At 41.5% G+C, this 25,352-nt stretch carries 18 protein-coding genes; 16 read left to right on the forward strand and 2 right to left on the reverse strand.

Annotation, left to right across the window (positions count from 1 at the left end):
* Positions 1-9 precede the first annotated feature (9 nt).
* From NKI27_RS08760 to NKI27_RS08795, 8 genes are all read left to right on the forward strand, one after another.
* Entirely contained in the window at positions 10-1,905 is a 1,896-nt protein-coding gene (locus tag NKI27_RS08760) for a tetratricopeptide repeat protein (RefSeq protein ID WP_265049282.1), read from the forward strand.
* Positions 1,905-4,796: a tetratricopeptide repeat protein gene (locus tag NKI27_RS08765; RefSeq protein WP_265049494.1), complete on the forward strand. Its 2,892-nt coding sequence runs from the start codon at positions 1,905-1,907 to the stop codon at positions 4,794-4,796. Before NKI27_RS08760 ends, NKI27_RS08765 begins: the two co-directional genes overlap by 1 nt.
* Positions 4,771-5,484, forward strand: coding sequence for a tetratricopeptide repeat protein (locus NKI27_RS08770; RefSeq protein ID WP_265049283.1), 714 nt, complete (start codon positions 4,771-4,773; stop codon positions 5,482-5,484). The genes NKI27_RS08765 and NKI27_RS08770 overlap by 26 nt, the downstream gene beginning before the upstream one ends.
* Entirely contained in the window at positions 5,481-5,837 is a 357-nt protein-coding gene (locus NKI27_RS08775; RefSeq protein WP_265049284.1) for a hypothetical protein, read from the forward strand. Before NKI27_RS08770 ends, NKI27_RS08775 begins: the two co-directional genes overlap by 4 nt.
* A 101-nt stretch (positions 5,838-5,938) precedes the next feature.
* The gene (locus tag NKI27_RS08780; RefSeq protein ID WP_265049285.1) at positions 5,939-6,583 is read left to right on the forward strand and encodes a MotA/TolQ/ExbB proton channel family protein; all 645 of its coding nucleotides are present in this window, start codon (positions 5,939-5,941) and stop codon (positions 6,581-6,583) included.
* 57 nt (positions 6,584-6,640) lie between these two features.
* Positions 6,641-7,159: an ExbD/TolR family protein gene (locus NKI27_RS08785; RefSeq protein WP_265049286.1), complete on the forward strand. Its 519-nt coding sequence runs from the start codon at positions 6,641-6,643 to the stop codon at positions 7,157-7,159.
* Positions 7,156-7,665: an ExbD/TolR family protein gene (locus NKI27_RS08790; RefSeq protein WP_265049287.1), complete on the forward strand. Its 510-nt coding sequence runs from the start codon at positions 7,156-7,158 to the stop codon at positions 7,663-7,665. The genes NKI27_RS08785 and NKI27_RS08790 overlap by 4 nt, the downstream gene beginning before the upstream one ends.
* A gap of 1 nt (position 7,666) precedes the next feature.
* A complete protein-coding gene (locus NKI27_RS08795) occupies positions 7,667-8,629 on the forward strand; it encodes an AgmX/PglI C-terminal domain-containing protein (RefSeq protein WP_265049288.1) in 963 nt (320 codons plus the stop codon).
* Positions 8,630-8,683: 54 nt separating this feature from the next.
* Here the strand turns inward: NKI27_RS08795 and NKI27_RS08800 are convergent, their stop codons facing one another.
* On the reverse strand, positions 8,684-9,169 hold the full coding sequence (locus NKI27_RS08800; RefSeq protein WP_265049289.1) for a MaoC/PaaZ C-terminal domain-containing protein: 486 nt from the start codon (positions 9,167-9,169) through the stop codon (positions 8,684-8,686).
* 258 nt (positions 9,170-9,427) lie between these two features.
* On the reverse strand, positions 9,428-10,351 hold the full coding sequence (locus NKI27_RS08805; RefSeq protein ID WP_265049290.1) for an alpha/beta hydrolase: 924 nt from the start codon (positions 10,349-10,351) through the stop codon (positions 9,428-9,430).
* A gap of 368 nt (positions 10,352-10,719) precedes the next feature.
* On the opposite strand from NKI27_RS08805, the gene NKI27_RS08810 reads away from it, so the two are divergent.
* The 8 genes from NKI27_RS08810 (at position 10,720) to dinG (ending at position 25,306) form a co-directional block, all read left to right on the forward strand.
* On the forward strand, positions 10,720-12,396 hold the full coding sequence (locus NKI27_RS08810; RefSeq protein ID WP_265049291.1) for an AMP-binding protein: 1,677 nt from the start codon (positions 10,720-10,722) through the stop codon (positions 12,394-12,396).
* Positions 12,397-12,495: 99 nt separating this feature from the next.
* Entirely contained in the window at positions 12,496-16,392 is a 3,897-nt protein-coding gene (gene hrpA, locus NKI27_RS08815) for an ATP-dependent RNA helicase HrpA (RefSeq protein WP_265049292.1), read from the forward strand.
* A 113-nt stretch (positions 16,393-16,505) separates the two neighbouring features.
* Complete coding sequence (locus tag NKI27_RS08820) at positions 16,506-17,627, forward strand: beta-ketoacyl-ACP synthase III (protein ID WP_265049293.1); 1,122 nt, start codon at positions 16,506-16,508, stop codon at positions 17,625-17,627.
* Between the two features lie 124 nt (positions 17,628-17,751).
* The gene (locus NKI27_RS08825; protein ID WP_265049294.1) at positions 17,752-18,501 is read left to right on the forward strand and encodes an MlaA family lipoprotein; all 750 of its coding nucleotides are present in this window, start codon (positions 17,752-17,754) and stop codon (positions 18,499-18,501) included.
* A gap of 178 nt (positions 18,502-18,679) precedes the next feature.
* Positions 18,680-20,146, forward strand: a complete 1,467-nt coding sequence (locus NKI27_RS08830) for a DUF3336 domain-containing protein (RefSeq protein WP_265049295.1) — start codon at positions 18,680-18,682, stop codon at positions 20,144-20,146.
* A gap of 252 nt (positions 20,147-20,398) precedes the next feature.
* A complete protein-coding gene (locus NKI27_RS08835) occupies positions 20,399-22,084 on the forward strand; it encodes an ExeA family protein (protein WP_265049296.1) in 1,686 nt (561 codons plus the stop codon).
* A 19-nt stretch (positions 22,085-22,103) separates the two neighbouring features.
* Positions 22,104-23,084 (forward strand): general secretion pathway protein GspB, encoded by a 981-nt coding sequence (locus NKI27_RS08840; RefSeq protein WP_265049297.1) that lies wholly within the window; start codon positions 22,104-22,106, stop codon positions 23,082-23,084.
* 53 nt (positions 23,085-23,137) lie between these two features.
* Positions 23,138-25,306 carry an ATP-dependent DNA helicase DinG gene (gene dinG / locus NKI27_RS08845; RefSeq protein WP_265049298.1) on the forward strand — a complete coding sequence of 723 codons (2,169 nt, stop codon included), beginning with the start codon at positions 23,138-23,140 and terminating at the stop codon, positions 25,304-25,306.
* The last annotated feature ends 46 nt before the right edge of the window (positions 25,307-25,352 follow it).

Genomic DNA, 25,352 nt, shown 5'->3' on the forward strand with positions numbered 1-25,352 from the left:
GTAAGTTCAATGATTAGGCTATTGTCGCCTCATTATGTGGCGGGAGTGTTTGCTGTACTTATCTCATTTACAGCTATTTCACCGAATGCTGTTCAAGCAAACGACTCCACAACTTCAAAATTACCAGATCGATTGGCGACAGGGATGATGCTCTATGAGCTTCATCAAGATAATTTCTTCGATGCAATTATACGGTCATCCAATTTAACTGATGAGCAGATGGTACTTCATTTAGCTCTCTCAGAATCAAGGTTTGGTTTAACCGATCAAGCAAAAGAACAGTATGATCACCTTCGCGCTACAGGCAGTGACAAGGCAAGAGCCACAGCTTTTTTTCAGCTTGGGGTCATGGCTTACAATCAATCTGATTGGTCTTCAGCGCTTGAATGGTTTAAAAAAGCAGAAAGAAATATTGATAAGTCATTATTACCAGAGCTGCAATACTATAAAGCGAATGTTTATATACATGAAGAAAAGCATAATACGGCAGCTAAAATACTCGGCCAGATGAGTGCTGGGCTTTGGGCGTCGTATGCTTACTATAATCTTGCAATGTCCTATGCAGCAATGGATAGCGAACCCACACGCTCAATTATTTCGCTTCGTGTGGCTGATGCGCTCAACCCAAAAGATTCAGCGACCCTCATAGAGCTTAAAGATCAGATAGCACTATCTGCTGGCTATCTTGCAGTCCAGGCAGAGGATTATGATAAAGCGTTGAGTTTTTTGAATCAGGTCCGAGTGAATAGCGACCTAGCGGCTAAAGCGCTTTATATGCACGGTGTTGCAAACGCCAGTAAAGATCAGTATCGAGCGGCAATTCAATCGTGGTATCGAGTAAAGAAATATCCCCTTATTAATACGGGGGTAGCAGACGCGTTTTTAGCGATTCCTTATGCTTATGACAAAGAAGGCTACAGTAGCAAGGCAATTTCGACTTATCTCGAAGCCATTTCTGTTTTTGATAAAGAAATTCGTAATATTGAAAAGATAACTGATGCCGTCTCAAAAGATGGGGCAAGTCATGTGTTTTTTGAGACCAGTTCGCTAGATGATATTGAATGGTTTTTATCTGATAGCATCGCGACGAATACTCCTAAAGTAGCTTATTTCAAACTGATTATGTCTGATAGCCGGTTACATCATCAGGCAAAACAATCGATTGAATTTGAACGGTTGTATCAAAACCTAAAGCTTTGGGAGTATAACTTGTCCGTTTATGACGACATGTTAAAAGACCGCATTAAAGGCTATCACCAGCGGATCAAAAAAACCAATACCGCTAAACGAACCAAGCACATTAATACTATTGCTCATCAGGCAGAAGTGCTAAAGCAATCATTTTCTGAGGCAAGTAAAAACCAAGACTTAATGGCTGTCTCCGCAGGAACCACGTTAAGACGATTTGACTCAGTCGATGCGTTAAATCAGCGCCTTAAAAAGCTCAAAAAGACACTGCCGTTAGGCGAGTATCAAACCCTTAGTAAGAGGGTTCAGCGACTTCAGGGGCTGGTGAAGTGGGAAGCAAAAGAGCAATACGAACGTAACTTACGGTTGAACGAAGAAACACTCATGTCCTTGGCTAAAGAAATTGAGCGATATGAGCAAGGTCTAAAAAATTTTGAAGTGATGATATCAAAAGGTCCAAAAAAGCTTCAAGCATTTAAGTTGAAAGTGTCGAGCTATAAAGAAAAGGTTAAAAAAATAAAGCACGATGTGAGTCGCTTTAGAGAACAACAAAACAAAAAGCTAACCGAGCAAGTTCTTACAATGCTTTCTGAGAAAAAAGCTGAGTTTGTTGCTCATCACGAAACCGCGCAACAGCGACTTGTTCACTTGTACGAATTTGTAGCAATGACCCAGCATGCAATTAAAAATAAAAGTACTAAAGGAGGTGAAAAGTGATGCCTTCATTATTGCGTTGGTCATTAGTCGGGATTTTAACCGTTGTTTCTGGGGTTGCTTTAGGGGCAGCAAAAAACTCTTTTCAAATAGATTTTGATGCAGAGCCAGAAGTAATAGGGGATATCAAGCCTGCTTTTCTCAATTTTGACCAGGAACCACTGCCTGCTGTCCCAATCAAAGAGATTATTCGACGCTACCGTCAGTTATTTAATGACACTTCGGTTCCCGAAGTAAGAATAGATGTCTTACATCGGTTAACGAACCTTGAAGCTATTTATGGCGACCCAAAAGAGCGATCGCTAGAAGAAGAGCGGGAGCTCTATAAAAAAGCACTTGATAGTTATGAAATGATCGTGGGTACAGGGGTTTACTCTAACCGTATAGATGAGCTTTTGTATCAAACTGCCAAGGCATACGATTTTACTGGTCAGCATGAAAAATCTCTTAAAAGTCTTGAGCAGTTAGTGGGGTTGTACCCAAACTCATACCTAGCCGTAGAGGCTCAGTTTCGAGTGGGTGAAGCCCATTTTTCGCTAGGGCAGTATAAAAAAGCAGAAAAAGCGTATAAGAAATCATTGGTAAACAGTGAAGATTCAAAGTTTTATGATAACGCCCTTTTTATGATGGGGTGGTCTCAGTTCAAACAGAATAAATATGATGAGTCGGGTAAGACCTTTATAGGTGTTTTGGATCGATTAAATAAACACGCAGTAGAGCAAAAAACAAACCTTCTTAAACTTGATGGCATCCAAGGGGAAACTGCGCGTGACACGTTACGTGCCTTGAGCATTACTTTCTCATACGAAAAAGGTGCTTCGGGTGTTGATGCTCTTTTAGATCAAGTAGGCAATAAGCCTTATGGGTATCTATTGTATTTGCAATTGGCAGAACGTTACCTGTCTCAGCAGCGGTACGAAGATAGTGCGAGCGCGGCCAGAGCTTATATCAATAGATTTGGTGGCGATAGTAAATCGCCAATGATGCACCACTCTATTATAAATGCTTATACAAAAGGCGGGTTCCCCATAAAAGTATGGGATGAAAAGGAGACGTTTGTATCTAACTATAGCCCTGCCTATGTGGTGTCGGGTCGAGGTTCTGCGAGTCAGTCATCATTATCACTTAATGCTCGTGCTGTTACAGCCGAGAACCGAGTGGAAGTGGCGCAATGGTTGCGGCAGTACCTACAAGAGCTTTCTCACTATTACTATGTTTCAGCTCAGAAAAAAACCGGTACTTCTAACAAAGCGGCTATTCATTCAAAGGTTAAAAATAGCCATGAATCGGATGCACTATATCGCAAGGCGGGCGAATATTACCGTTTGTTAGTGGCTGCATTTCCGGCGGATGAGAATGTGGGTGAATATAGCTTTTTGGCGGCCGAGTCGTTTTACAAGTCAAATGATCTCAATATGGCCATAGTGGATTACGAATACTCAGCATATAAGTCCGGTAGTCATTCCTATGCGCTTGAAGCTGGTTATGCTGCAATACTGACACATAATGAATTGAAGAAAAATGGGCGGGGGGAGGAACGTCATCGGCTTGGCAGCATTAACCTGTTTACAACACACTTCCCTGCAGATAAGCGAGTACCGGCTGTATTAAATGACTTGGCTAATGAACATTTAAGTGCAGGCCGATATATTGAAGCCAGGGATAGTTCTCGCGCGGTCATTGAGCACCCTCTAGCCACTAAAGCGTTAAAACGTTCTAGTTGGCTGGTTAACGGTCACTCAAACTTCGAGCTTATTGACTATGCCTCGGCTGAACATGCTTATGCTATGGCTATTGAATTACTGGGGAATGACACCAGCACACTGTCTGCGGTAAACGAACGTATGGCTGCCTCCATTTACAGGCAGGGTGAGATTGCAGTTTCTTCTGGTGATCGTCAGGGCGGCATCGATCAGTTTTTAAGATTAGGTCGCATTGTGCCAGCCTCCGCACTCGTTGCGAATGCTCAGTATGATGCAGCTGTGCAGATGCTTGAGCTAAAACAATGGCGAAAAGCCATCGTTGTTTTAGCGCGCTTTCAGAAAGACTATCCTAAGAATGCACTAGCAGAGGATATTCCAGATAAATTGATTTATGCGCATTTAGAAAGTGGCAATAAACTTGAAGCCGCGAATCAATTAATTGCTTTAAGCAAGCGTCACCCTAATACAGAGAAATCTCGTAAGGCACTTTATCAAGCGGCTGACCTTTATTCATCTGCAGGCGTTAAAAATAAATCTATCTTATTACTCACCCAGTATGTAAATAAGTACCCGAAACCGTTTGATCTATACATTGAGGGGCTGCAAACGATATCTCAATACTACGGTGAAGCCGGAGAGCTCAAAAAGCGTGACGAGTGGTTACAAAAGATTGTTAAAGCGGATGCTGGTGCAGGCTCTGATAGGAATACACGTTCTAAGTTTTTAGCTGCTTCTGCAAGTATGCAGCTAGTGCAAGAGAGTCTTGATGAGTTTCAAGCAGCTAAGTTAAATTTACCACTTAAAAAGTCACTTAAAAAGAAAAGTGCACTACTGAAGAAGGCTGTAGACCAATTACAAACGATTCCAAAGTATGGTGTCGCTCAATTGACAACAGAGGCAACGTTTAAGCTTGGTGAGGTGTATCGTCAACTGGGTAAAGACATTATGGTGTCTGAACGACCCTCCACGTTAAATGAACTTCAGTTAGAACAATATGAAATACTGCTTGAAGAGCAGGCTTACCCGTTTGAAGAGAAGTCTATTGAAGTTCACGAAATTAACATTAGTCGAACAAAAGGTGGCATTTATGATAATTGGGTTAAAGAAAGTTATCAGATATTAGGTACTATTGTTCCTGCACGTTATTTAAGAGGGGAGAAGTCTGTTGGCCTCGATCGCAATATTCAGTAGTCGATTATTATCTAACATGAATAGTCAACAAAGCATAAAGGTTAAGCCATTAAGCGCGAGTCGCTTCTGTTTACAGTTAAGTAAATTGTTCTGTGTTGCGGTGTTCATGTTTGTGTTGTCAGCTTGCTCAGGCGTGGCGAAAAAGACAGCGTCTGGTCCGAGTGAACAGGCGGGAGCTGATATTGCCGCTATTCAGGTGATAGATACGATCACTTTGCAAAGTTACCAGCAAGCCATTGATTTGATAGAACATGGTAAGCTAGCAGATGCAGATAAGTTACTCATAAAGGTGGCTGATAAATACCCTGATTTAGCTGCGCCGTTGTACAATTTAGGTGTTATCGCAGAAAACCAAAAAGATATAGACAGTGCTGTTGAGTATTATAATCGAGCGATAGCGGCAGATAAAAAGTATTATTTGGCGTATAACAACCTCGGGATTATTTCGCGCTCAAAAGGGGATTTTGATCAGGCTTTAAGTTATTACAAGCTTGGCTTGAAGGCAGCCCCTTATAATGCTGAATTGAATTACAATATGGCGGTTTTGAATGAGATTTATTTGCATGATTATAAGGCTGCAATTAAATATTATGAACAATACCTGGCATCGTTTGATGATAATAGTGTGAGTGAGCCCGATAAGAATGTCGTTAGTTGGATAAAAGATCTGAAGAGGCGAAGTAAATGAAGCCCTTGGTGAGCGAATTGTTGTTTGATGGACGATGGAGACAGCGTTACCGTATCGCTGAAAAATGCATAGTGACAGTGTTGCTCGTATCATTTTCAATGGGCACGCAGGCAAAAGGCAATGAAGACACTTCAGGTTTTGAAGGCATCAGTGTGACCGGTAGTAATGAGCTGCCTCAGGTATTGTATATTATTCCTTGGCAACCACCGGCTTATCAGAAAAGAGCCCAGCACCCACCTAAAACAGAGTTAAGTGGCATTATAAAACCAATAGAACCCGCGTTTCATAATGAAGATTACCATTTTAGAAAAAAATTAGAAGTGAAGGTTCAAGCGCTAAATGGTCGTAAATAGGGCTCGTGACTAGTTAGCGTTATGCGCTACATACACATTAATTAAATTAAAACTAAGCAATATAATTATTTCAACGTTTAAATTATGGAGTATTAAAGGATATGACTGATACGGTCGTTCGGTTTTTTCAGGAAGGTGGGTTGTTCATGTACCCGATTGCTATCGTACTAGTGTTGGGTGTCGCCATTGCCATTGAAAGGTTTGTTTATCTTAGTCTAGCAAAAAGCGCCAACCGAAATGCGTTTGATAAAGCAATATTGCCGCTACTTAAAAAGCGTGATTACAAACGTGCTCTAGAATTTTCAAACGATTCACAAACCGCTATCGCTTCAATTATGGGTGCAGGCTTAAGTCGATTGATTAACAAGCAGCAGAGAGAAGATATTGAATACGCCATGGAAGAAGGCTTGATGGAAACACTTCCAAGGCTTGAAAAGCGTACTCAGTATCTTGCCACTTTAGCGAATGTATCAACGTTACTTGGGTTATTAGGTACTATTATTGGTCTAATCGCAGCATTCACGGCAGTCGCCAATGCAGACCCCGCTGAAAAAGCGTCATTACTATCGCAAAGTATTTCTGTCGCGATGAACACTACAGCATTTGGATTGATGTCCGCTATTCCTCTTTTGTTGTGCCATGCAGTACTGCAAACCAAAACTAATGAGATAGTCGATAGTTTTGAAATGGCCGGCGTTAAATTACTCAATATCATTTCTGAGCAACCTTCAATAAACAGAGATTAACACTCTAATTTTTGATGAATACCTGTGGTTAATGGAATAGGTTAAAAGAAAGGTTGTATGAGAAGGAAACATAGAAAATTACACGTTGAACCCGAGCTAGACATCACTGCCTTTATGAATTTGATGATCGTGCTGGTTCCCGTGCTATTGCTTAGTATGGTATTTGCGCATACCAGCATACTTGACTTGAATTTCCCGTCAGGGCCTTCAGACCTTGAGTTGAACGATGAAAATCTTCAGCTTCAAGTTGTAATTCGGTCTGATGCATTGGTAGTTGCAGACTCTAAAGGTGGGCTAATAAAGCGCATTGATAATAAAGATGAAGCGTATCAGTTTGAAGCGCTGCGAGATTTATTAAAGCAACTAAAGGCGCGCCTACCTGATAAAAAAGATATTTCGTTATTAGCTGAGAAGGATACATCATATCAGACACTGGTAACGGTGATGGATACCGTGCGTTCTTACCCTGCGGTTGTGGCTGTAAGTTTGGTGGATGCAGAGCTATTTCCAGACATCTCTATTGGAGATGCCCCTGATCTAAGCGTTAAAGATAGCAACATAGGAGGTGCTCAATGAAGGTTTCAAGAAGAGCAAATCGTATGAAGCGGCATTATGGACGAATGCATAAAACTGGGGGGCTTAACCTGGTTTCGCTAATGGATATATTTACTATTTTAGTATTTTTCTTAATGGTAAATTCGTCTGATGTAAAAGTACTTCAGCAGAATCCTTCTATCCAGCTTCCTGAGTCTACTGCCAACCTCGACACTAAAGAGACGCTTGTTTTAACAGTTGTAGGGAATGATATTCTTATTCAGGGGCGAAAGGTGGCTAATTTATTGACGCTTTCAGGTGATGATCAGGTCATAGCAGGTATTAAAAATGAGCTAGAGTATCAATCATCGCGCAATAAGCGCCTAGTAGACGCAGATAGCAATCCTGCGGGTCTACCCATAACTATTATGGGTGATAAAGATATCCCTTACGCGTCTCTTAAAAAGATTATGGAAAGCTGTGTAGCTGCTAACTATACCAATATCTCGTTAGCCGTTTCTAGAATGTCACGTAAGGAGGAGGGATAGTATGCGCCAACACTATGCCGATAACCTTGTGCTGCCTTGGAGTAAAGTTTCTAGCGAATCTAAGCGTTATTGGGCGATCGTTTTATTACTGTTTATTTTGGTGTTACCTGTAGCGCTTATTATCCCAAATATACAGCTTCCTGAAAAAGAGCGTTCTCAGTTAGAGGCGCTGCCTCCTCAACTCGCAAAGGTTATTATCGAGAAAAAAAAGGTGGAGCCCAAGCCCAAAGAAGAGCCTGAACCACCTAAAAAAGAAGAGCCTGAGAAAAAACCAGAGCAGGTTAAAGAAGAACCCAAGCCAACGCCTGAGCCAAAACCTAAGCCTAAGCCTAAGCCTAAGCCTGAAATTAAAAAGACACCCCCTAAAAAGGTTGTTGAAGAAGCGAGGAAGGTTGCAGAATCGAGTGGTTTGTTAGCATTGCAAGATGACTTAGCCGATATGCGTGCAACATTAGATACTGGGTCATTAACTTCAACACCTAACATGGTTGCAAAAACGATTGCCGCTAGCGCATCCGCTGTTGATGCAAGCAGTGCGCTTAGAGGTAGCGGAGGTGTAGATACAACAGGTATGTCGGTTCCAGCCGAAACAGTCGCATTGGCTCAGCGTGAGGGGACAGTACTAGAAGAAAATGAAGTTGAAAAGCTCACAGCTGAAGCTAAGAAAAAAGGGAATGATAGAAGTAGCGGTAATATCAGACGTGTGTTTGATCAAAATAAATCATCGCTGTTTACGTTATATCATCGAGAGTTGAGAAAAGACCCTTCTCTTGAAGGTAAGTTAGTTCTAAAACTCACGATAGAGCCGAGTGGTGTGGTTTCATCTTGTGAAGTTGTGTCCTCGGACTTAAACTCATCTTCGTTAGAGCGAAAGATTGTATCCAGAGTTAAATTATTTAATTTTGGTGCGCAGTCAGTTGCTTCAAAAACGATTACTTATCCTATTGATTTCTTTCAGTCATAAAAAAAGCCTTCTTAAGTGAAGGCTTTAATAAGAACGGTAATGCTATCTAACTGTTTAAGCGTCAGGTAACTCACCAATCGTAATCTTTGGTAGTATAGGGCGTTCAAGTGACATTTTTTCAGAAGGCGCTATTACTTTAGCTTCACCTGTTACTACAATATCTGAGTCTTGGTTAATAACCTCACAATCAAACACGACGCGATTGCGGTCTTCTTTGCGTAAAACAGTTAGCTTAACTGTTAGTGTATCTTCAAGCTTAACAGGGCGTTTAAAATTGAGGCTTTGCTCAAGGTATACCGTTCCGGGGCCTGGAATAACGGTGGCTAGAGAGGCTGATATAAGCGCCCCTGACCACATGCCATGTGCAATTCTTTCTTTAAATAATGACTTACTTGCATACTCTTTATCTAAGTGAACAGGGTTGACATCGCCTGATACTGCAGCGAAAAGCACTAACTCCTCTTCTGTTAGTGTACGGGTATAGGTTGCTGAATCCCCGATATTTAGTTCGTCATAGGTAATATTTTCTAAAGCTTCCATAAACTCGCCAATTCGTTTCGCTATTATTACGGCATTACTTGTACATTTCGCTAGCTGAGTTGCCATCAGCCAACTGAAGAGGTAATGCCTCGTCCTTCAATCATCGCTATTCAAACGCTGTTATGCGTTTATATGTAGCGTTAAATAAACTATTAATTGATACTTAATAGAATAAATCAAAGTATAAAACAGACAAGACGAATTGTGTAACGTATTGTATAAACTGTGTTTATATCTCTGTATTAGTTCATTTACGTGTCAGCTTTTAGTTGTTAGCCAAGCAATTAGATCATCAACGACGTTTACCTTATTTGTTTCATTAAGCATTTCATGTCGGCCACCGGGATATAGTTTGCAAGAAACATCAGTATGGTTGCTGCTAATGAGTTTGTGTGCAAGACGTCTAACACCTTTGCTATTGTTTCCGACAGGGTCATTGCAGCCTGCAAATAGGTAAATAGGAAGGCTTGACGCTATCTTTTTTAGTTGAGTATTTGATGAAATGCTAATTAACCCGTCGGTCAGATCATCCCAAAACTGGTTTGTGCATATAAAGCCACAAGCATCATCATCAATATAACGTTTAACTTCGTCGGTATTACTTGAAAGCCAATCAAATTTGGTTTTTGGATTGGGTACTCCCTTGTTAAAACTGCCAAAGGTAAGAAAGTTAATAATGGGGCTTTTACCTTCTGCGCCGATTCTAAGTTTCTCAGCTTTAATGATTGGTTTGAGGGCTTGGTAACGAATGGGGTGGTCATAATTAGAGCCTGAAAGAATAACCCCAGCGAGTTTTGGGTTTTGATCAATTAGGTAGGACATGGATATAAAAGAGCCCATGCTGTGGCCGAGCAAAAACAGCGGCAGTTCTGGGTGTTTTGCGGATATGTGTTTATTAACCAAGTCTAGATCGCTTTTAACAAGCGCCCATCCATTTTTTTTAGCGTAATGGCCCGCAGGTGATCCATTCATCGATTGTCCATGCCCTCTGTGATCGTGGGCAAAAACAATAAATCCTGCGGCGCATAATTGTTGTGCGGTATCGGTATATCTTTCAGAGTGTTCAGCCATTCCGTGCGAAATTTGCACGATTCCTTGTGGCTTTTTACGAGAAGGCTTCCAGCTTCTTACAAAGATACTATGTCCATCATCTGTGGAGAGGATGAATTCATCCTTCTTCATATTTTTCATCCTTTAAGTCGTCCAAACTGCTCGGCTGAGTACTACTGAATATTGTATTAAAATAACGTTGTTCGAAACAGAATAATAATGTTCAATTGTGAACGGATGTGCATATTACGCATACCAAGAACGGGAAGAGGTCTTTAAGTAGAAATGCAAAGGCTAATAAACAAAATTAATCAATAATAAGCATTGAGTTGATTTAATTTTTTCTATATACGAAAGCTTAAAACTGGTATTCTAAATCTGTTTTGTAGACGTTTTGGCTGCTGGTATCAGCGTTAATGTTTAAGGTACGTAGGGTATCTTACTTTTTGTACAGCCAGAACATAATAATAACCTTAAAATGTTTGGATAGGAGACATGTGATGGAATTAGAGAATTTCTTTAAGGATAAATACCCTCCTGGGGTGCCAGCAGAGATAGACCCTAATGAGTACAGCAGTGTAGTCGATGTTTTTGAAAAATCCTGCAAGAAGTTTTCAGACAATCCTGCCTTCTCGGCGATTGGTGTAACGCTGACCTATGGTGAGTTAGATAAACTTACTAAAGACTTCGCCGCTTTTCTACAAAATGAAACTGGCTTGAAGCCCGGTGACAGAATAGCTATACAATTGCCTAACCTTACTCAGTATCCTATTGCTGTATTTGGTGCGATGCGTGCAGGTTTGGTTGTTGTGAATACAAATCCACTCTATACCAAAAGAGAGCTTGAACATCAGTTTAATGACTCTGGAGCTAAAGCACTCGTTGTTTTGGCTAATATGGCAGGCCTAGCGCAAGAGGTAATACCTCATACCAGCATTGAGCATGTAATTGTAACTCAAATTGCAGATATGCACTCGCCTATCAAACGCACGGTTATGAACGCCGCGGTTAAATATATTAAGAAGATGGTCCCGCCTTACAATATACCGGGTGCTATTCCATTTACTAAGGCGCTAAGCACAGGCTCAAAAAACACATTTAATCGTGTTGAAGTTAAACGTGAAGATATCGCTGTTTTACAATACACAGGTGGCACAACGGGTGTAGCAAAGGGTGCAATGCTTACTCATCACAACCTAGTGTGTAATATGCTGCAGCTTAAACCGATACTAGAAGCTAAGTTAAGCGAAGGCCAAGAAACCGTTATTGCGCCACTACCGCTATACCATATTTACTCGTTTACACTTAATTGTGGAATTATGGTTATAACGGGAAATCATAGTATTTTGATTCCGAATCCACGTGATATTCCAGGGTTTGTAAAAGAACTGAAAAGCTGGAACTTTACCTGTTTCTTAGGGTTGAATACGTTATTTGTCGCTCTTTGCAATAACGAAGAGTTTCAAGACTTAGATTTCAGCCATTTGAAGGTCACTGCTTCAGGTGGAATGGCGCTCACGAATGATGCAGCTAAGATGTGGAAGAGGGTTACAGGGTGTGACATTGCAGAAGGCTACGGTATGACTGAAACTTCTCCTGTTGTGACGATTAACCCGTTAAACAATATCCAAATCGGCACTATCGGTATGCCGATACCTTCGACACTGGTTAAGACAATCGACGATGATGGTAATGACTTACCCATTGGCGAAATTGGGGAACTCTGCGCAAAAGGCCCTCAGGTAATGAAAGGCTATTGGCAGCGTCCAGATGAAACAGCCAAAACGGTTACCAGTGATGGTTGGATAATGACGGGTGATATTGGTCTAGTTCAAGATGATGGCTATATAAAAATTGTTGACCGTAAGAAAGACATGATATTAGTCTCAGGCTTTAATGTTTACCCTAACGAAATCGAGGACGTAGTGGTCAGCCATCCAGACATTGTTGAGTGTGCAGCGGTGGGCATTCCTGACCTTAAAGCGGGCGAAGCGGTTAAGGTTTATGCGGTAAGCACAAACCCTAATTTAAAAGAAAGTGAGCTAAAAGAGTTCTGTCGTGAACGCTTAACGGCTTATAAGGTACCTAAAGTTATCGAGTTTAGAGATGACTTACCTAAAACGAACGTCGGTAAGGTGCTTCGTCGTGAACTTCGTGATGAAGATGCTAATAAGTAAGTTTAGTGACCGCTAAGCTGCGATATGTTCGATCGAAACCCTGCTGGTAACAGTGGGGTTTTTTGCTTAAATGTATTAACTCACCCCAGATCTTGTTATATGACTGTAATTAATCAGAACACCATACAAGCGCAACTTAATGACTGTCTCGTTAAGGATCAGGTATTTGTGCGCCGTCGCTTACGTAATGTGGGTCAGATAAAAGACCTTGAAAAACTCACTAAAGCGCTTGAAGAGCTACAGTCGAAAATTGACAGATCAAAATCTCGTGTTCAGTCACGGTTGGCAGCTGTTCCCAATATACAGTTTCCAGCAGACTTACCCGTTAGCCAAAAAAGTGAAGAGATAGCGGCGGCGATCAAAGACAATCAGGTGGTTGTGATTGCCGGCGAGACAGGCTCAGGGAAAACCACCCAAATACCTAAGATTTGTATGCAATTAGGGCGGGGCGTTAAAGGTCAGATTGGTCATACTCAGCCTAGACGTTTAGCGGCTCGCTCTGTGGCTATGCGAATTGCAGAAGAAGTAAACAGTGAATTGGGCGACATAGTCGGTTATCAGGTACGCTTTAACGATAAAGTGTCAGAAAATACGCTAGTTAAACTGATGACAGACGGCATCTTGTTAGCCGAAGTTCAGCGAGATCGCTTTCTTAATGCTTACGATACTATCATCATTGATGAAGCTCATGAGCGAAGCCTTAACATTGATTTTTTATTAGGTTACCTAAAAAGACTGCTACCTAAGCGTCCTGATCTTAAAGTCATCATTACTTCCGCAACGATTGATGTAGAGCGTTTCTCTAAACACTTTAATAATGCCCCTGTAATAGAAGTAAGCGGTCGAGCCTATAGTGTTGAAACGCGTTATAGGCCGTTATATGAAAGTGAAGATGGTGATGATGACCGAACGCTAAATGAGGCTGTAGCCCAGTCTGTTTTAGAAATCATAGATGAAGAAAAAACATCTAAAACACCTTTCGGAGATATATTGGTTTTTCTACCCGGTGAACGGGAAATCAGAGATTTAGCTAAATATCTTCGAGATTATGAATTAAGAGACACAGAGGTCTTACCTCTGTATGCGCGCCTTGGCGCAGCTGACCAGCTAAGGGTATTTAAGCCTCATAGAGGTCGACGAATTGTATTATCGACAAACGTTGCTGAAACATCGATAACGGTACCGGGTATTCGGTATGTTATTGATCCTGGTACAGCCCGTATCAGTCGATATAGTTATCGTTCAAAAATTCAGCGTTTACCGGTAGAAGCTATTTCTCAAGCCAGTGCAAATCAACGTAAAGGGCGCTGTGGACGAGTCGCAGAAGGTATTTGTTATCGATTATATAGCGAAGAAGACTTTAATAACCGTCCAGCGTTTACTGACGCTGAAATTCTGAGAACCAACCTTGCATCCGTTATTTTGAAAATGATTGATTTAGGGTTTGGGCAGATTGATGAATTCCCCTTTGTTGATAGTCCAGATAAGCGACTAATAAATGATGGTTTTAAACTGCTGTTCGAATTAGGAGCTGTTGATTCAAAGCGACAAATGACTGACAGAGGGAAAATACTCGCGAAGATACCTGCTGACCCAAGAATAGGGCGAATGTTAATTGAAGCCAATAATCAAGGCAGTCTAACCGAAGCACTGATTATTACGAGCGCGCTAAGTATCCAAGATCCAAGGGAGCGGCCAGCAGAAAAAAAACAAGCGGCAGATCAAGCGCATGCGGCTTATAAAGATCCTGATTCAGATTTTATTTCATTTATTAATCTGTGGAACAGTTATGAAGAAGAAAGGCAGGCGCTGTCAAGTAATCAGCTTAAAAAGCATTGCCTCAAACATTATTTATCTTTTATGCGTATGCGGGAGTGGCGAGAAGTACACCGACAACTGCATTTAATTTGTAAAGAGCTTAAGTTTACTGAGAATCCAACCCCCTCAAGTTATGAGTCAATCCATCGCGCAATGCTGTCAGGGTTATTAAATAATATCGGTGAGAAAGAGGACAAGAAGGAATACAAAGGGGCCCGAAATCGGCACTTTCATTTATTCCCTGGTTCATCATGCTATAAAAAACCACCTAAATGGGTGGTGAGTGCTGAGCTGGTCGAAACCTCACAAGTATATGGCCGCATCAATGCCAAAATAGAGCCTCAATGGATTGAACCTTTAGCCGCTCATATTGCTAAGTGCACGCATTTTGAACCCCATTGGGAGCAAAAGCGAGGTCAAGTCGTTGCCTATGAACGGATATCTTTATATGGCCTTGATATCGTCCCTAAGCGTAAGGTCCACTACGGTACTATTGACCCGGTCATTTCTCGCGAACTATTTATTCGTCACGCATTAGTTCAAGGCGAGTTTCGCTCCAAAGCCCCTTTTCTAAGAGAGAATAGTCAGCTTATTGAGCAAGTCGACGAGCTTGAAACGCGCATACGTAAAAAAGACATTTTGATCGACGATGAAACATTGTTCGACTTCTACTCTGAGCGCATACCAACGGATATTGTAAGTGGACGGTACTTTGAGTCGTGGTGGAAAAAACTCGATCAAGCTGGGCTATCAGGACTACGTTTAACCAAAGCGTTTGTAATGAAGCGGGAGGCTGATGAAGTTAATGAATCTAGCTACCCTGATACGATTGTTCTTAATAATATTAACTTTAAACTTAATTATAATTTTACGCCTGGCCAGGAAGGAGACGGAGTTTCTATTTTGGTACCAAAGGGGGCTGTGAGGCAATTACCTCTTAATCGTCTGGAGTGGATGGTGCCTGGTCTATTACGTGAAAAGTGTATTCAATTAGTTAAGTCGTTGCCCAGATCTATTCGTAAGCAGCTTGTACCGGTCCCAGATTATGTTGATAAAGCACTTAAAAATATTAGGCCGAGCAACGAGCCGGTAACACGCGTATTAGGGCAGCAACTGACACGCATTACGGGTGTTAAAATCCCCGAAGAAAGTTGGAATACTGAAGCGGTTGATGAACACCTTAAATTTAACATCCAAGTAGTAGATGAAAAAGGTAAGGTTGATCAAGAGAGTCGGGATGTGCTCGGCTTGATGGAGCAGTTCAAAGATGTTGAATTTGATGTTTCGGTCGGGAGCAGTCAGGAGCAAAAGCAATATCAGACAGAATATATTCATTGGGATTTCGGTGAGCTAGCACTCAACAAAGAAGTTGAACAAGGCGGAATTAAACTAAATCTGATGCCGTCACTGGAAGATCATGGACGATTTGTAAAACTAGCACTGTCTAATGATCGTTTAACGGCTGATAAAAATACCATCAAAGCGATAGCAAGACTTTCACTGCTGGCACTACCTGATCAAATCAAGTTTATTCTGAGTAAACTACCTAAAATACAGCAAACAAACTTACTCTTTGCGCCTTATATTAAAGCGGTAGACCTTGCTGATGATTTATTGATGGGAAGTTTAATACAGCTGTTATCTACACGTGATATTCCACGAAACGAAGACCAGTTTTCAGCATGGCTAACAGAATGTCGAGCTGAGTTACATGAACATACTTGTGAGTTGGCGTTACTGCTGAATGAGATTGCTCATCAACACCATAATTTAATGAAACAATTAAAAGGTAAAATTAATCTAGCTTTAGCGCATTCAATGGCCGATTTAAAGTTTCAGTTAAATCATTTGGTCTATAGTGGCTTTATTTCTCAAACGCCAAAAGAGTGGTTGCAGCACTATCCAAGGTACTTACAGACGGCTGTTGATCGTTTTGAAAAAATGGCGAGAGAAATGGGTAACGAACGTACATTCTTGTCGGCGATAGACGGTTGTTGGGAGCAATATGAGAACCTTAAAAAACAACACGAGCAGCAAGGTATATTTGACCTTGAGTTACAAAATTATCGTTGGATGATTGAGGAACTTAGGGTCTCTTGGTTTTCTCAAAAGTTGGGTACGGCGATGACCATCTCTGAGAAACGATTGAATAAGCAATGGGGATTGGTGAGAAAGTAAGTTTCGTATGGTTGTTAGACCATCGTTTATACGCGATCTTAATAATATTGTGTTAATATTTCACTTTCTTTACTAAAATCAGAATTTTATATATTTATATTGTGGGGTAAAAGGTGATTAAAGCAGCAATCAGTGGTACAGGACTCTACACCCCTCCAGAGAAAATCTCTAATGAAGAGTTAGTTGAGGCGTTTAATCAGTATGTTGCCAATTTCAACAAGCAGCATGCCTCTGATATCTCAGATGGAACCGTAGAACCCTTACAAGCATCATCTGCCGCATTTATCGAGAAAGCATCGGGCATTAAAAATCGTCGAGTTATCAATAAGTCAGGTATTTTAGACCCAGAACGAATGGCCCCCTATATCGCTGAAAGACGTGACGATGAGCCTAGTATCCAGTGTGATATGGCGGTTCTAGCTGCCAACGAAGCACTTGAACAATCGGGAAAAACAGTCGCTGACATCGATGCAGTGATTGTCGCTTGTTCTAATATGCCAAGAGCATACCCCGCATTATCTGTCGAAGTGCAAAGTCGTATGGGTATCGACGGGTTTGCGTATGACATGAACGTCGCTTGTTCTTCGGCAACATTTGGCTTGCAAGCAGCTGTTAATGCCGTCGAGAATGGTACTGCACGCGCTGTATTAGTAATAAGCCCTGAGATATGCACTGCCCACTTAAACTTTCGTGACCGCGATAGCCATTTTATCTTTGGCGATGCTTGTACCGCGATTGTCGTTGAGCAGATGGCCACAGCCAGCAGTAACGATGTTTATGAAGTCGTTGGCACAAAACTTAAAACCGTATTCTCTAACAATATTAGAAACAACTTTGGTTTCCTTAATCGTTGTGATGAGGCAGGTGTAGGCAAGGCCGATAAACTATTTGTACAGCAAGGCCGGAAGGTTTTTAAAGATGTTGTACCCATGGTGGCCAGCATTATCGGTGATCATTTAAAAGAAAATAACTTAGCACCTGAGCAACTTAAGCGAATGTGGTTACACCAAGCTAATTTGAGTATGAATAAGCTGATCTCTAAAAAAGTAATGGGGCGTGAGGCAACGAGCCTAGAGGCACCGGTTATTCTAGATGAGTATGCTAATACAAGCTCAGCGGGTTCAGTGATTGCCTACCATAAGTATAAAGGTGATATCGAAAAAGGCGATATCGGTGTTATATGCTCATTTGGTGCAGGTTACTCCGTCGGCAGTGTATTGTTACGAAAGTGTTAAGCCGCTTTCACTTGGCGTTAAAACAATAAGCCATTTTAATATATCCATTGAACTAACCGCCCCGTTATATTGATAAAACAAGGACGTTTTTAATAGTATCATGAGAAATAGGAATCAAAGGTTAATGCAAGCATCGTTCACAAGGAGTTTATTCTTACTTATTCTTTCGCTTTCTACATTGCAAAGCGCTGCGTTTGCTAATGAGGATGCTTTTTCCTATGGTCAAAATGAAATAGACCCCTGGGAAAAATACAATCGTGCGGTCTTTTCGTTTAATGACACGCTAGATCAATATATCTTTAGGCCTGTCGCTGTTGGGTATAAGACCATTACACCTTCAATTATCGATAAGGGCATTACCAACTTCTTTGGCAATATTGCTGATGTTGTTAGTATTAGTAACTCGTTGCTTCAGGCCAAAGGTGGGCAGGCGATAGAAATGACTACGCGTGTGATGTTTAATACGACGTTTGGTCTTGCTGGTTTTTTTGATGTGTCGACTGGGTTTGGACTAGAGAAGAAAAAAGAAGATTTTGGTCAAACATTAGCTGTCTGGGGTGTTAACTCAGGTCCGTATGTTGTCTTACCGTTTCTTGGCCCTTCAACGATCAGAGATACGACCGGTATTGCGGTTGATATATTTCTTGATCCTCAATTCTACCAGTCTGACTCATTTGGTGTTTTTGTGGCTAAAAAGACAATCTGGTTTATCGACTTACGAGCAGATTTGCTAGCGTCAGAAAACCTTATTATGGGTGATAAATATACATTTCTTAGAAATGCGTATGTTCAGTACCGTGGATTTCTTATTAATGATGGCGTTGTTGATGACCCATTTGCAGATGAAAGCTTCGATGATTTCGATGATTTCTAGCACGTAATTAATTTTAAGGTATTGTATCTTGTACTAATGTTTCTAAGCCGTTCTCAGAGCGGCTTATGTTTAAGCCTTTCCTCCTGTTACATTTGTTCACAGCAAAAACCTTTAAATCTGCCTATAGTTAATAATGTATGGAATTTAATCAATCCGCTGTTTAGTTGGCCGAGTACTAATGATTAATAAAGCTAAAAAATATAAAAAACAAATGGCTCAAGCCCGAGATTATGACACTTGGAAAGACGCTGCTCTTGAGCTTGATTACATCGATCGAAATGTTGAGTGGAAAGAAGCGTTTGCATCCGACCTCTATAACTATGAGCTAATATATGACCGTTTAAGTGAGTTGCGTGAATGTAGTCGAAAAAAAGACCATGACACGATGTTGCGCTGCCTAAGAGAAGGTTTGCACCATGATTTAGGTAATATGGGTAATAGTGAGCTTTATAATCGAAGTAATATAGGCACAAAGCATTTAATTGAAGAATACATTAACCAAGTCTGTGAATCGCTAAATTATATCTGTGACCAAAAAATCCCTGAATTAACAGACAAAGAAAAACTCGATTTCTTTAAAGATACGCTGCTAAGTTATGGTCGACCAGCACTCTTGTTGAGTGGCGGTGCATCTTTAGGCATGTTCCATATCGGTGTTATTAAAGCGTTGTGGGAGCGTGGTTTACTGCCACAGGTTGTTGCAGGCTCAAGTGTTGGGTCTATTATTGCTGCGATGTTGGGTACGCATACAGATGCAGAGTTACCAGAAATGTTAGACCCTAATCGCCACAATCTTAAAGCGTGGAAGTGGCTGGGCATCATGAGTGGCCTGAAGGGAAAAGGCTTTATGGATCAAAAGCAGTTAGAAAACTGCTTGAGAACTAATATTGGTGAATATTCTTTTCAGGAAGCCTATGAGCGAACAGGGCGTAGTATTAATATTACTGTTTCGCCAGTACATGAACACCAAAAAGAACGCCTATTAAGTGGTTTCACATCACCGTATTTGTCGGTGTGGAGTGCAAGTCTGGCGTCTTGCTCTGTGCCAGGAATATTTCCCCCCGTTAAACTGATGAAAAAAGATATTGATGGCAACCTTGTACCGTATATGTCCAGTCTACGTTGGGTTGATGGTTCAGTGGTTAGTGATTTACCCGTAGAGCGGTTGATGCACCTATATGATGTTAATTTCTCTATCGTGAGTCAGACCAACCCTCATATTGTCCCGTTTATGGAAATGAACAATAAGGTCAAGCAGAGCGGCCCTCTATCGCTACCGGCTAGAATTTTAAAGTCTGAAGTTCAGTTTCATGGTAAGGCCACGTTTGATTACCTTAGGAACAATGTGAATAACGAACTATTTAGGCAGGTTTCAGGTCATATGTATTCCATACTGGCTCAGAACTATTATGGTGATGTTACTGTCGCACCGCATTATACTTTACGTCATTATATGAATATATTAAGAAACCCTTCTCAAGAGCTAGTTAAAGAGCTCATACTTCAGGGTGAAAGGGCTACTTGGCCAAAACTCGCGATGATTCGAACCCACGCCAAAATTAGTCAAACCCTTGAAAACTGCATTTCGAGATTAAAAGTTAAAGCCACACGGTCAAAAGCAGAGTTAAGAATCATTGCGAGTTAATTGCCGTTTGTTTTAAACTATTTTAAAAGAGAGTTTTATTTGTCCTTAGACATCGTTATTATCATTTTTCATATAAATTAAGACTGCGGGAGCATCACCGTATATACTATTTGGTCGCACCAAGTGTTGAGCATGCAGTCTTGGACTTAATCTATTTTAATCAAACGGCGTCTTAGATAATCTATGTACCGCGACTATTTCGGTCTGAAAGAGTTACCTTTTTCAATAGCCCCTGATCCACGTTACTTATATATGAGTGAGCGTCATAAAGAGGCGCTCGCTCATTTGTTATACGGTGTTTCAGGCCAGGGTGGCTTTGTGGTACTGACGGGCGAAGTCGGTACCGGTAAAACAACGATTTGCCGCTGCTTTTTGCAGCAAGTGCCTGAAAATACTGATGTCGCGTTTATTGTTAATCCAAAACTATCTGCCAGAGAGTTGTTAGCAAATATTTGCGATGAATTCGGTATTCAATATCCTGCTGGCGCTTCTATAAAGATCTATAACGACCTAATAAGTCACTATTTGCTACAGGCCCACTCCGAGGGGCGGCATACGGTATTGGTGATCGATGAGGCGCAAAACCTCCGTATAGATGTGTTAGAACAGCTTAGGTTGCTTACTAACCTTGAAACGTCCGAGAAAAAGTTACTTCAAATTATCTTGCTTGGTCAACCCGAACTGCATGACATGCTTTCACGGCAAGAGCTACGTCAGCTATCTCAGCGTATTACGGCAAGATATCATCTCAGATCGTTAAATAAAGAAGAAGTAACAGCCTATATTCGTTATAGGCTAGCCGTAGCAGGGCAGAAACAAGATCTTTTTCAAGCCTCCGCCATCAAAACAATTTACCGAAAAAGTGGTGGTATACCTCGCCTTATAAACCTTGTTTGCGACAGGGCATTACTCGGTGCTTATGCTGAAAACTCAATGACGGTGTCTTCCCGTAATATAAAGCAAGCATTTAAAGAGATTGGCGCTAATAAGCGTAAATCGTTATTTACTATCGTGCCGAGTTGGGTGGTAACCGGTACAAGTATTGGTGCAGTTTTTGGGGCAGTGTTAATCATCATTTTAGCTGCGTTAAGTGCCAATAAGCCTTTGGTTACACAAGGTATTGAACAAGAGGCTGTTAAGGTCGAAGAGACTGACCTAAGTATCGAAGATAATGCAGTGTTGACAGAAGGTGAGTCGATAGCGGCTTCATTGACAGAGGCCGACACAGTATCAGATGGTGAAGACGAAAAGTTAGACCCTAAAGAACGTTATGGCAGTCGGTACGTCAGCAGCCTTAAATATACGGCTCCGCCCTTTAATAATAAGCTGTCGGCGTACGAAGCCGTCTTATCTCAATGGGGGGTTCGATATTCTGCAGAGAACAATAAACTCGTGTGTGATTTTGCCGAATCTCAAGGTCTTAGTTGTCTCCATAAGCAGGGCAATTGGCGTAGTTTGATTCAAATAAACCGACCAGTCGTCATGCGGTTGACGAATCAAAAAGGACAAGAGTTTTTTATAGGTTTGCTTGAAATAGACGGGGACTTTGCGAAAATCTCTCTAGGACAAAAAACGATATGGACGTCCAAAGAAGCCATAGATAAACAATGGTTTGGAGATTACTCTGTCATTTGGAGGTTGCCGCCTTACAAGTCTAGAGTCATAAAGCCGGGCGCTATAAATGACCCTGCGAAATGGCTAAACGGCCAAATTCTTACGGTTAAAGCTGCACAGTTTGGGTCTTCAGACGAGGGCGTTTTTCAAAGAGATGATAACTCATCACTTGAAGAAAAGGTTCAGTGGTTTCAAACATCAGTGGGGTTAACGCCTGATGGAATTGCTGGTGCATTAACACTCATTCACCTTAATAACTATATAAACCCGGGTATTCCTAAACTGTTTAAGGATACAAATCCGCTTGAGTTACCCAAGTCGTAATGGTTAACGAGATTATTTAATGTCATACATACTAGACGCGCTTAAGAAGTCTGAAGAAGAAAGGCATCAAGGCCAGCTACCCAATTTGGGCTCAAACTCAACACTGATTCATATGCCTAAATCAAAATCTTCTCTTTGGTTGTGGGTGATCGGTGCACTGCTGGTGCTCAATGTTTGCTTTGTTGGGTTTTGGGTCTTGACAGAAAAGCCTGTAGCTAAAACACCTGTTGAAGACTCAGTGTCTGCTGATGTTGTTGGCGCGATAGACCACAGTGATGAGTTAGATAGCACGAATAGCGCGACTAATACGTCTATTGAGTCTAAAACGGTAGCAAACGTGAATAGTAATGCTGTCGTTATTGCCTCTAATGTGCAGCCACTTGTGCATGGGTCAGTGTCAGGTGTTCCGCACCAGCAGGCATTAACTGAACAAGAAATGCAGCCTGAACCGTTTCGGGTCCAGCAACAGCCAAGTGTTGTATATACGGCGGTTGAGTCGCCAGAAGTGATCACGCCAAGCAGTGGCTATCAACGATATAGAACCGAACAAGAAAGGGGTGTACCTCAAGAGCGGGTGCAAGAAGCGCCGACGATTATAACACCTAAAGGCAAATCTCGACCTTATACTGGGCCCGCTTACACGGCTGTAGTTGATGAAACGGCCGACGAAAATACTGCAGTGAACAGGCACGCTAACGCGGGTCAAGACACAGGCGGCTACACAGATAAACGTCCCATCGTAGATCTGTCTTCGGTGCCTCGCGTATCTGAAAAACCTCACGAGTTTCAAATCAAGATTCCTGACATGGCCTTTAATAGCCACATTTATACCGATACGCCCAGCGCCCGAAGGGTCATGATCAATAATATCTATTTAAGAGAAGGCCAGACGTTCTCGGGTATGAAGGTCGAGAAAATTATAGAAGATGGCATCATACTTTCAATAGATGGCGACCCTTTCAAGATGGGTGTGCTGAGAGATTGGTATTCGCCTAGGTAGTACAGCGCCATTCGCTGAGTTTATTAAAATATCCCATATTCCGTAGACCTAACATGCTAACAGATGACGTAAAAGCAGAAATTCAATCTGCATATTCAAAATTCTTATCCAAAAAAGACTATAAGTCTCGATATGGGCAACGTCAGATGATTGCTGAATTCGCTCGCTATTTAGGGGGGATAGAGTCTGACTCAAAAGGAATTAGAAAGTCTAAGCATAAAGTATGTGTAGTCGAAGCAGGTACTGGTACAGGTAAAACATTAGGGTACTGCATCTCAGCGATTCCGCTAGCATTAAGTCATAATAAAAAACTCATTATTTCTACTGCTACAACCGCGTTGCAAGAACAAATCGTGGCTAAAGACTTGCCAGATATTGTAAATAATAGTGGGCTAAAATTTAAGTTTGCATTAGCAAAAGGGCGTGGGCGCTACCTTTGTTTAAGTAAGCTCGAAACACAGTTAGCGAATGATGGGTCAGTTCAAGATAGTCTGCCTCTGTTTATGCTTGATAATGGATTGGGGTCTCCTGATAATAAACCGCTGTACCAAAATATGTTTTCAGCGTACGCCAACCAACAGTGGGATGGTGATCGAGATAAATGGCCAGACAATGTCGAAAATAAAGCTTGGAGTCTAGTCACAACCGATAATCAACAATGCTCTAATCGACGCTGTAGTTACTTTCACAGTTGTAGTTACTATGAATCTAGAAAGTTACTCGAAGATGCAGACGTGATAGTGGCTAATCATGACTTAATTTTGGCAGATTTGTCATTGGGGGGCGGGGTTGTTCTACCGGCTCCTGAAGATGCTATTTATGTGTTTGATGAGGCTCACCACTTGGCTGATAAAGCACTAGGGCACTTCGCGGTGCACTCGCCACTTAAAGGCTGCCAAAATTGGTTAAAGCAAACGTCAAAAGTATTCACTGAATTACTGCCGTATATTAAGCCTTCCTCTCGGTTAAGAACAAAAGCTGAAGAAATAACCACTCTGACACCGTCTATTCACGATCAAATTGAAGCGCTCTATCTTCGAATGGAGCAATCATTAGATTGGAATGCCAGTGACGATCGGTATGGCCAGCGGCCATCGCCTATGGGGCAGCAACGAGATAACCAGATCGTATACCGTTTTGCTGAGGGCGTTGTACCTGATGAATTAAAATCCATATCATCAGAACTGCTTAAATTGTTTATAGGGTTATGCCGGTTAGTTGATGAAATAAACAACGATATTATTCGATCAATGGATGAGAAACCGGATGCAAGTTTAAGTAAAGAAGATGGTGAAAGCTGGTTTCCTGTTATTGGTTCAACGCTATCGCGCGGTCAGTCTTATCAAGACCTATGGCGTTTTTTTTCTACTGATGACATTAAAGGTCAGCCACCTTCTGCTCGTTGGGCAGTTAAAAAAGTATTCGATAACTTTGAAGACATTGAGTTATTTGGAAGTCCGTTAATGGCTGATAGCCTGCTTTATTCTCGGTTATGGTCTAAATGCTATGCGGCTCTTATTACGTCCGCAACATTAACCTCATTGGGCAACTTTAATCGTTTAACCAATAAATCGGGTCTACCAGATGAAAGTGCCTACTTAGCGGTTACCAGCCCGTTTAACTATGGCGAAGTGGCGACCTTGCGTTTGCCTTCGATGAAGTCTGACCCTGGCAATAGTGTTGCACATACTGAAGAGCTTATTGAGCTATTTCCTCAATTCTTAGAAGGTCATCAAGGCACTTTAGCGCTCTTTAGTTCTAGAAAACAAATGAATGAAGTACTAGACGGGCTACCCACAGCGTTAAGAACACAAACTATCAGTCAGGATGAAATGAGTAAGCAAGAGGTTATAAAAGAACATAAGCGAAAAATAGATGAAGGGGAGACAAGCGTTATTTTTGGATTAGCCTCCTTTGCAGAAGGAATAGACTTGCCCGGTGATTACTTAACGAACGTGTTAATTGCAAAAATACCCTTTGCTGTTCCTAATGACCCTATAGAGGCGGGCTTAAGTGAGTGGATAGAGTCACGAGGCGGAAACCCCTTTATGGAGATAACAGTGCCAGAGGCCTCAACGAAACTAATACAGGCGTGTGGACGGCTATTAAGAGCAGAAAGTGATTATGGGCAAGTGACATTATTTGATAGTCGATTGGTCAATCGGCGGTATGGTAAGATGATTATTGATTCGTTGCCGCCGTTTAAGCGTCGGTACGATTAAACGGCGCGAACTAAAATTTTATCAAAAAAAAACGGTAACAATCATT

It is taken from the genome of Alkalimarinus alittae (genome assembly GCF_026016465.1).
In the GTDB taxonomy this organism is placed as follows: domain Bacteria; phylum Pseudomonadota; class Gammaproteobacteria; order Pseudomonadales; family Oleiphilaceae; genus Alkalimarinus; species Alkalimarinus alittae.

Excerpts from the sequence above, each read along its gene's own strand:
- NKI27_RS08760 (WP_265049282.1), top strand. The coding sequence starts at position 10 with ATGATTAGGCTATTGTCGCCTCATTATGTGGCGGGAGTGTTTGCTGTA.
- NKI27_RS08765 (WP_265049494.1), top strand. The coding sequence starts at position 1,905 with ATGCCTTCATTATTGCGTTGGTCATTAGTCGGGATTTTAACCGTTGTT.
- NKI27_RS08775 (WP_265049284.1), top strand. The coding sequence starts at position 5,481 with ATGAAGCCCTTGGTGAGCGAATTGTTGTTTGATGGACGATGGAGACAG.
- NKI27_RS08780 (WP_265049285.1), top strand. The coding sequence starts at position 5,939 with ATGACTGATACGGTCGTTCGGTTTTTTCAGGAAGGTGGGTTGTTCATG.
- NKI27_RS08785 (WP_265049286.1), top strand. The coding sequence starts at position 6,641 with ATGAGAAGGAAACATAGAAAATTACACGTTGAACCCGAGCTAGACATC.
- NKI27_RS08790 (WP_265049287.1), top strand. The coding sequence starts at position 7,156 with ATGAAGGTTTCAAGAAGAGCAAATCGTATGAAGCGGCATTATGGACGA.
- NKI27_RS08795 (WP_265049288.1), top strand. The coding sequence starts at position 7,667 with ATGCGCCAACACTATGCCGATAACCTTGTGCTGCCTTGGAGTAAAGTT.
- NKI27_RS08800 (WP_265049289.1), bottom strand. The coding sequence starts at position 9,169 with ATGGAAGCTTTAGAAAATATTACCTATGACGAACTAAATATCGGGGAT.
- NKI27_RS08805 (WP_265049290.1), bottom strand. The coding sequence starts at position 10,351 with ATGAAGAAGGATGAATTCATCCTCTCCACAGATGATGGACATAGTATC.
- NKI27_RS08810 (WP_265049291.1), top strand. The coding sequence starts at position 10,720 with ATGGAATTAGAGAATTTCTTTAAGGATAAATACCCTCCTGGGGTGCCA.
- hrpA (WP_265049292.1), top strand. The coding sequence starts at position 12,496 with ATGACTGTAATTAATCAGAACACCATACAAGCGCAACTTAATGACTGT.
- NKI27_RS08825 (WP_265049294.1), top strand. The coding sequence starts at position 17,752 with ATGCAAGCATCGTTCACAAGGAGTTTATTCTTACTTATTCTTTCGCTT.
- NKI27_RS08830 (WP_265049295.1), top strand. The coding sequence starts at position 18,680 with ATGATTAATAAAGCTAAAAAATATAAAAAACAAATGGCTCAAGCCCGA.
- NKI27_RS08835 (WP_265049296.1), top strand. The coding sequence starts at position 20,399 with ATGAGTGAGCGTCATAAAGAGGCGCTCGCTCATTTGTTATACGGTGTT.
- NKI27_RS08840 (WP_265049297.1), top strand. The coding sequence starts at position 22,104 with ATGTCATACATACTAGACGCGCTTAAGAAGTCTGAAGAAGAAAGGCAT.
- dinG (WP_265049298.1), top strand. The coding sequence starts at position 23,138 with ATGCTAACAGATGACGTAAAAGCAGAAATTCAATCTGCATATTCAAAA.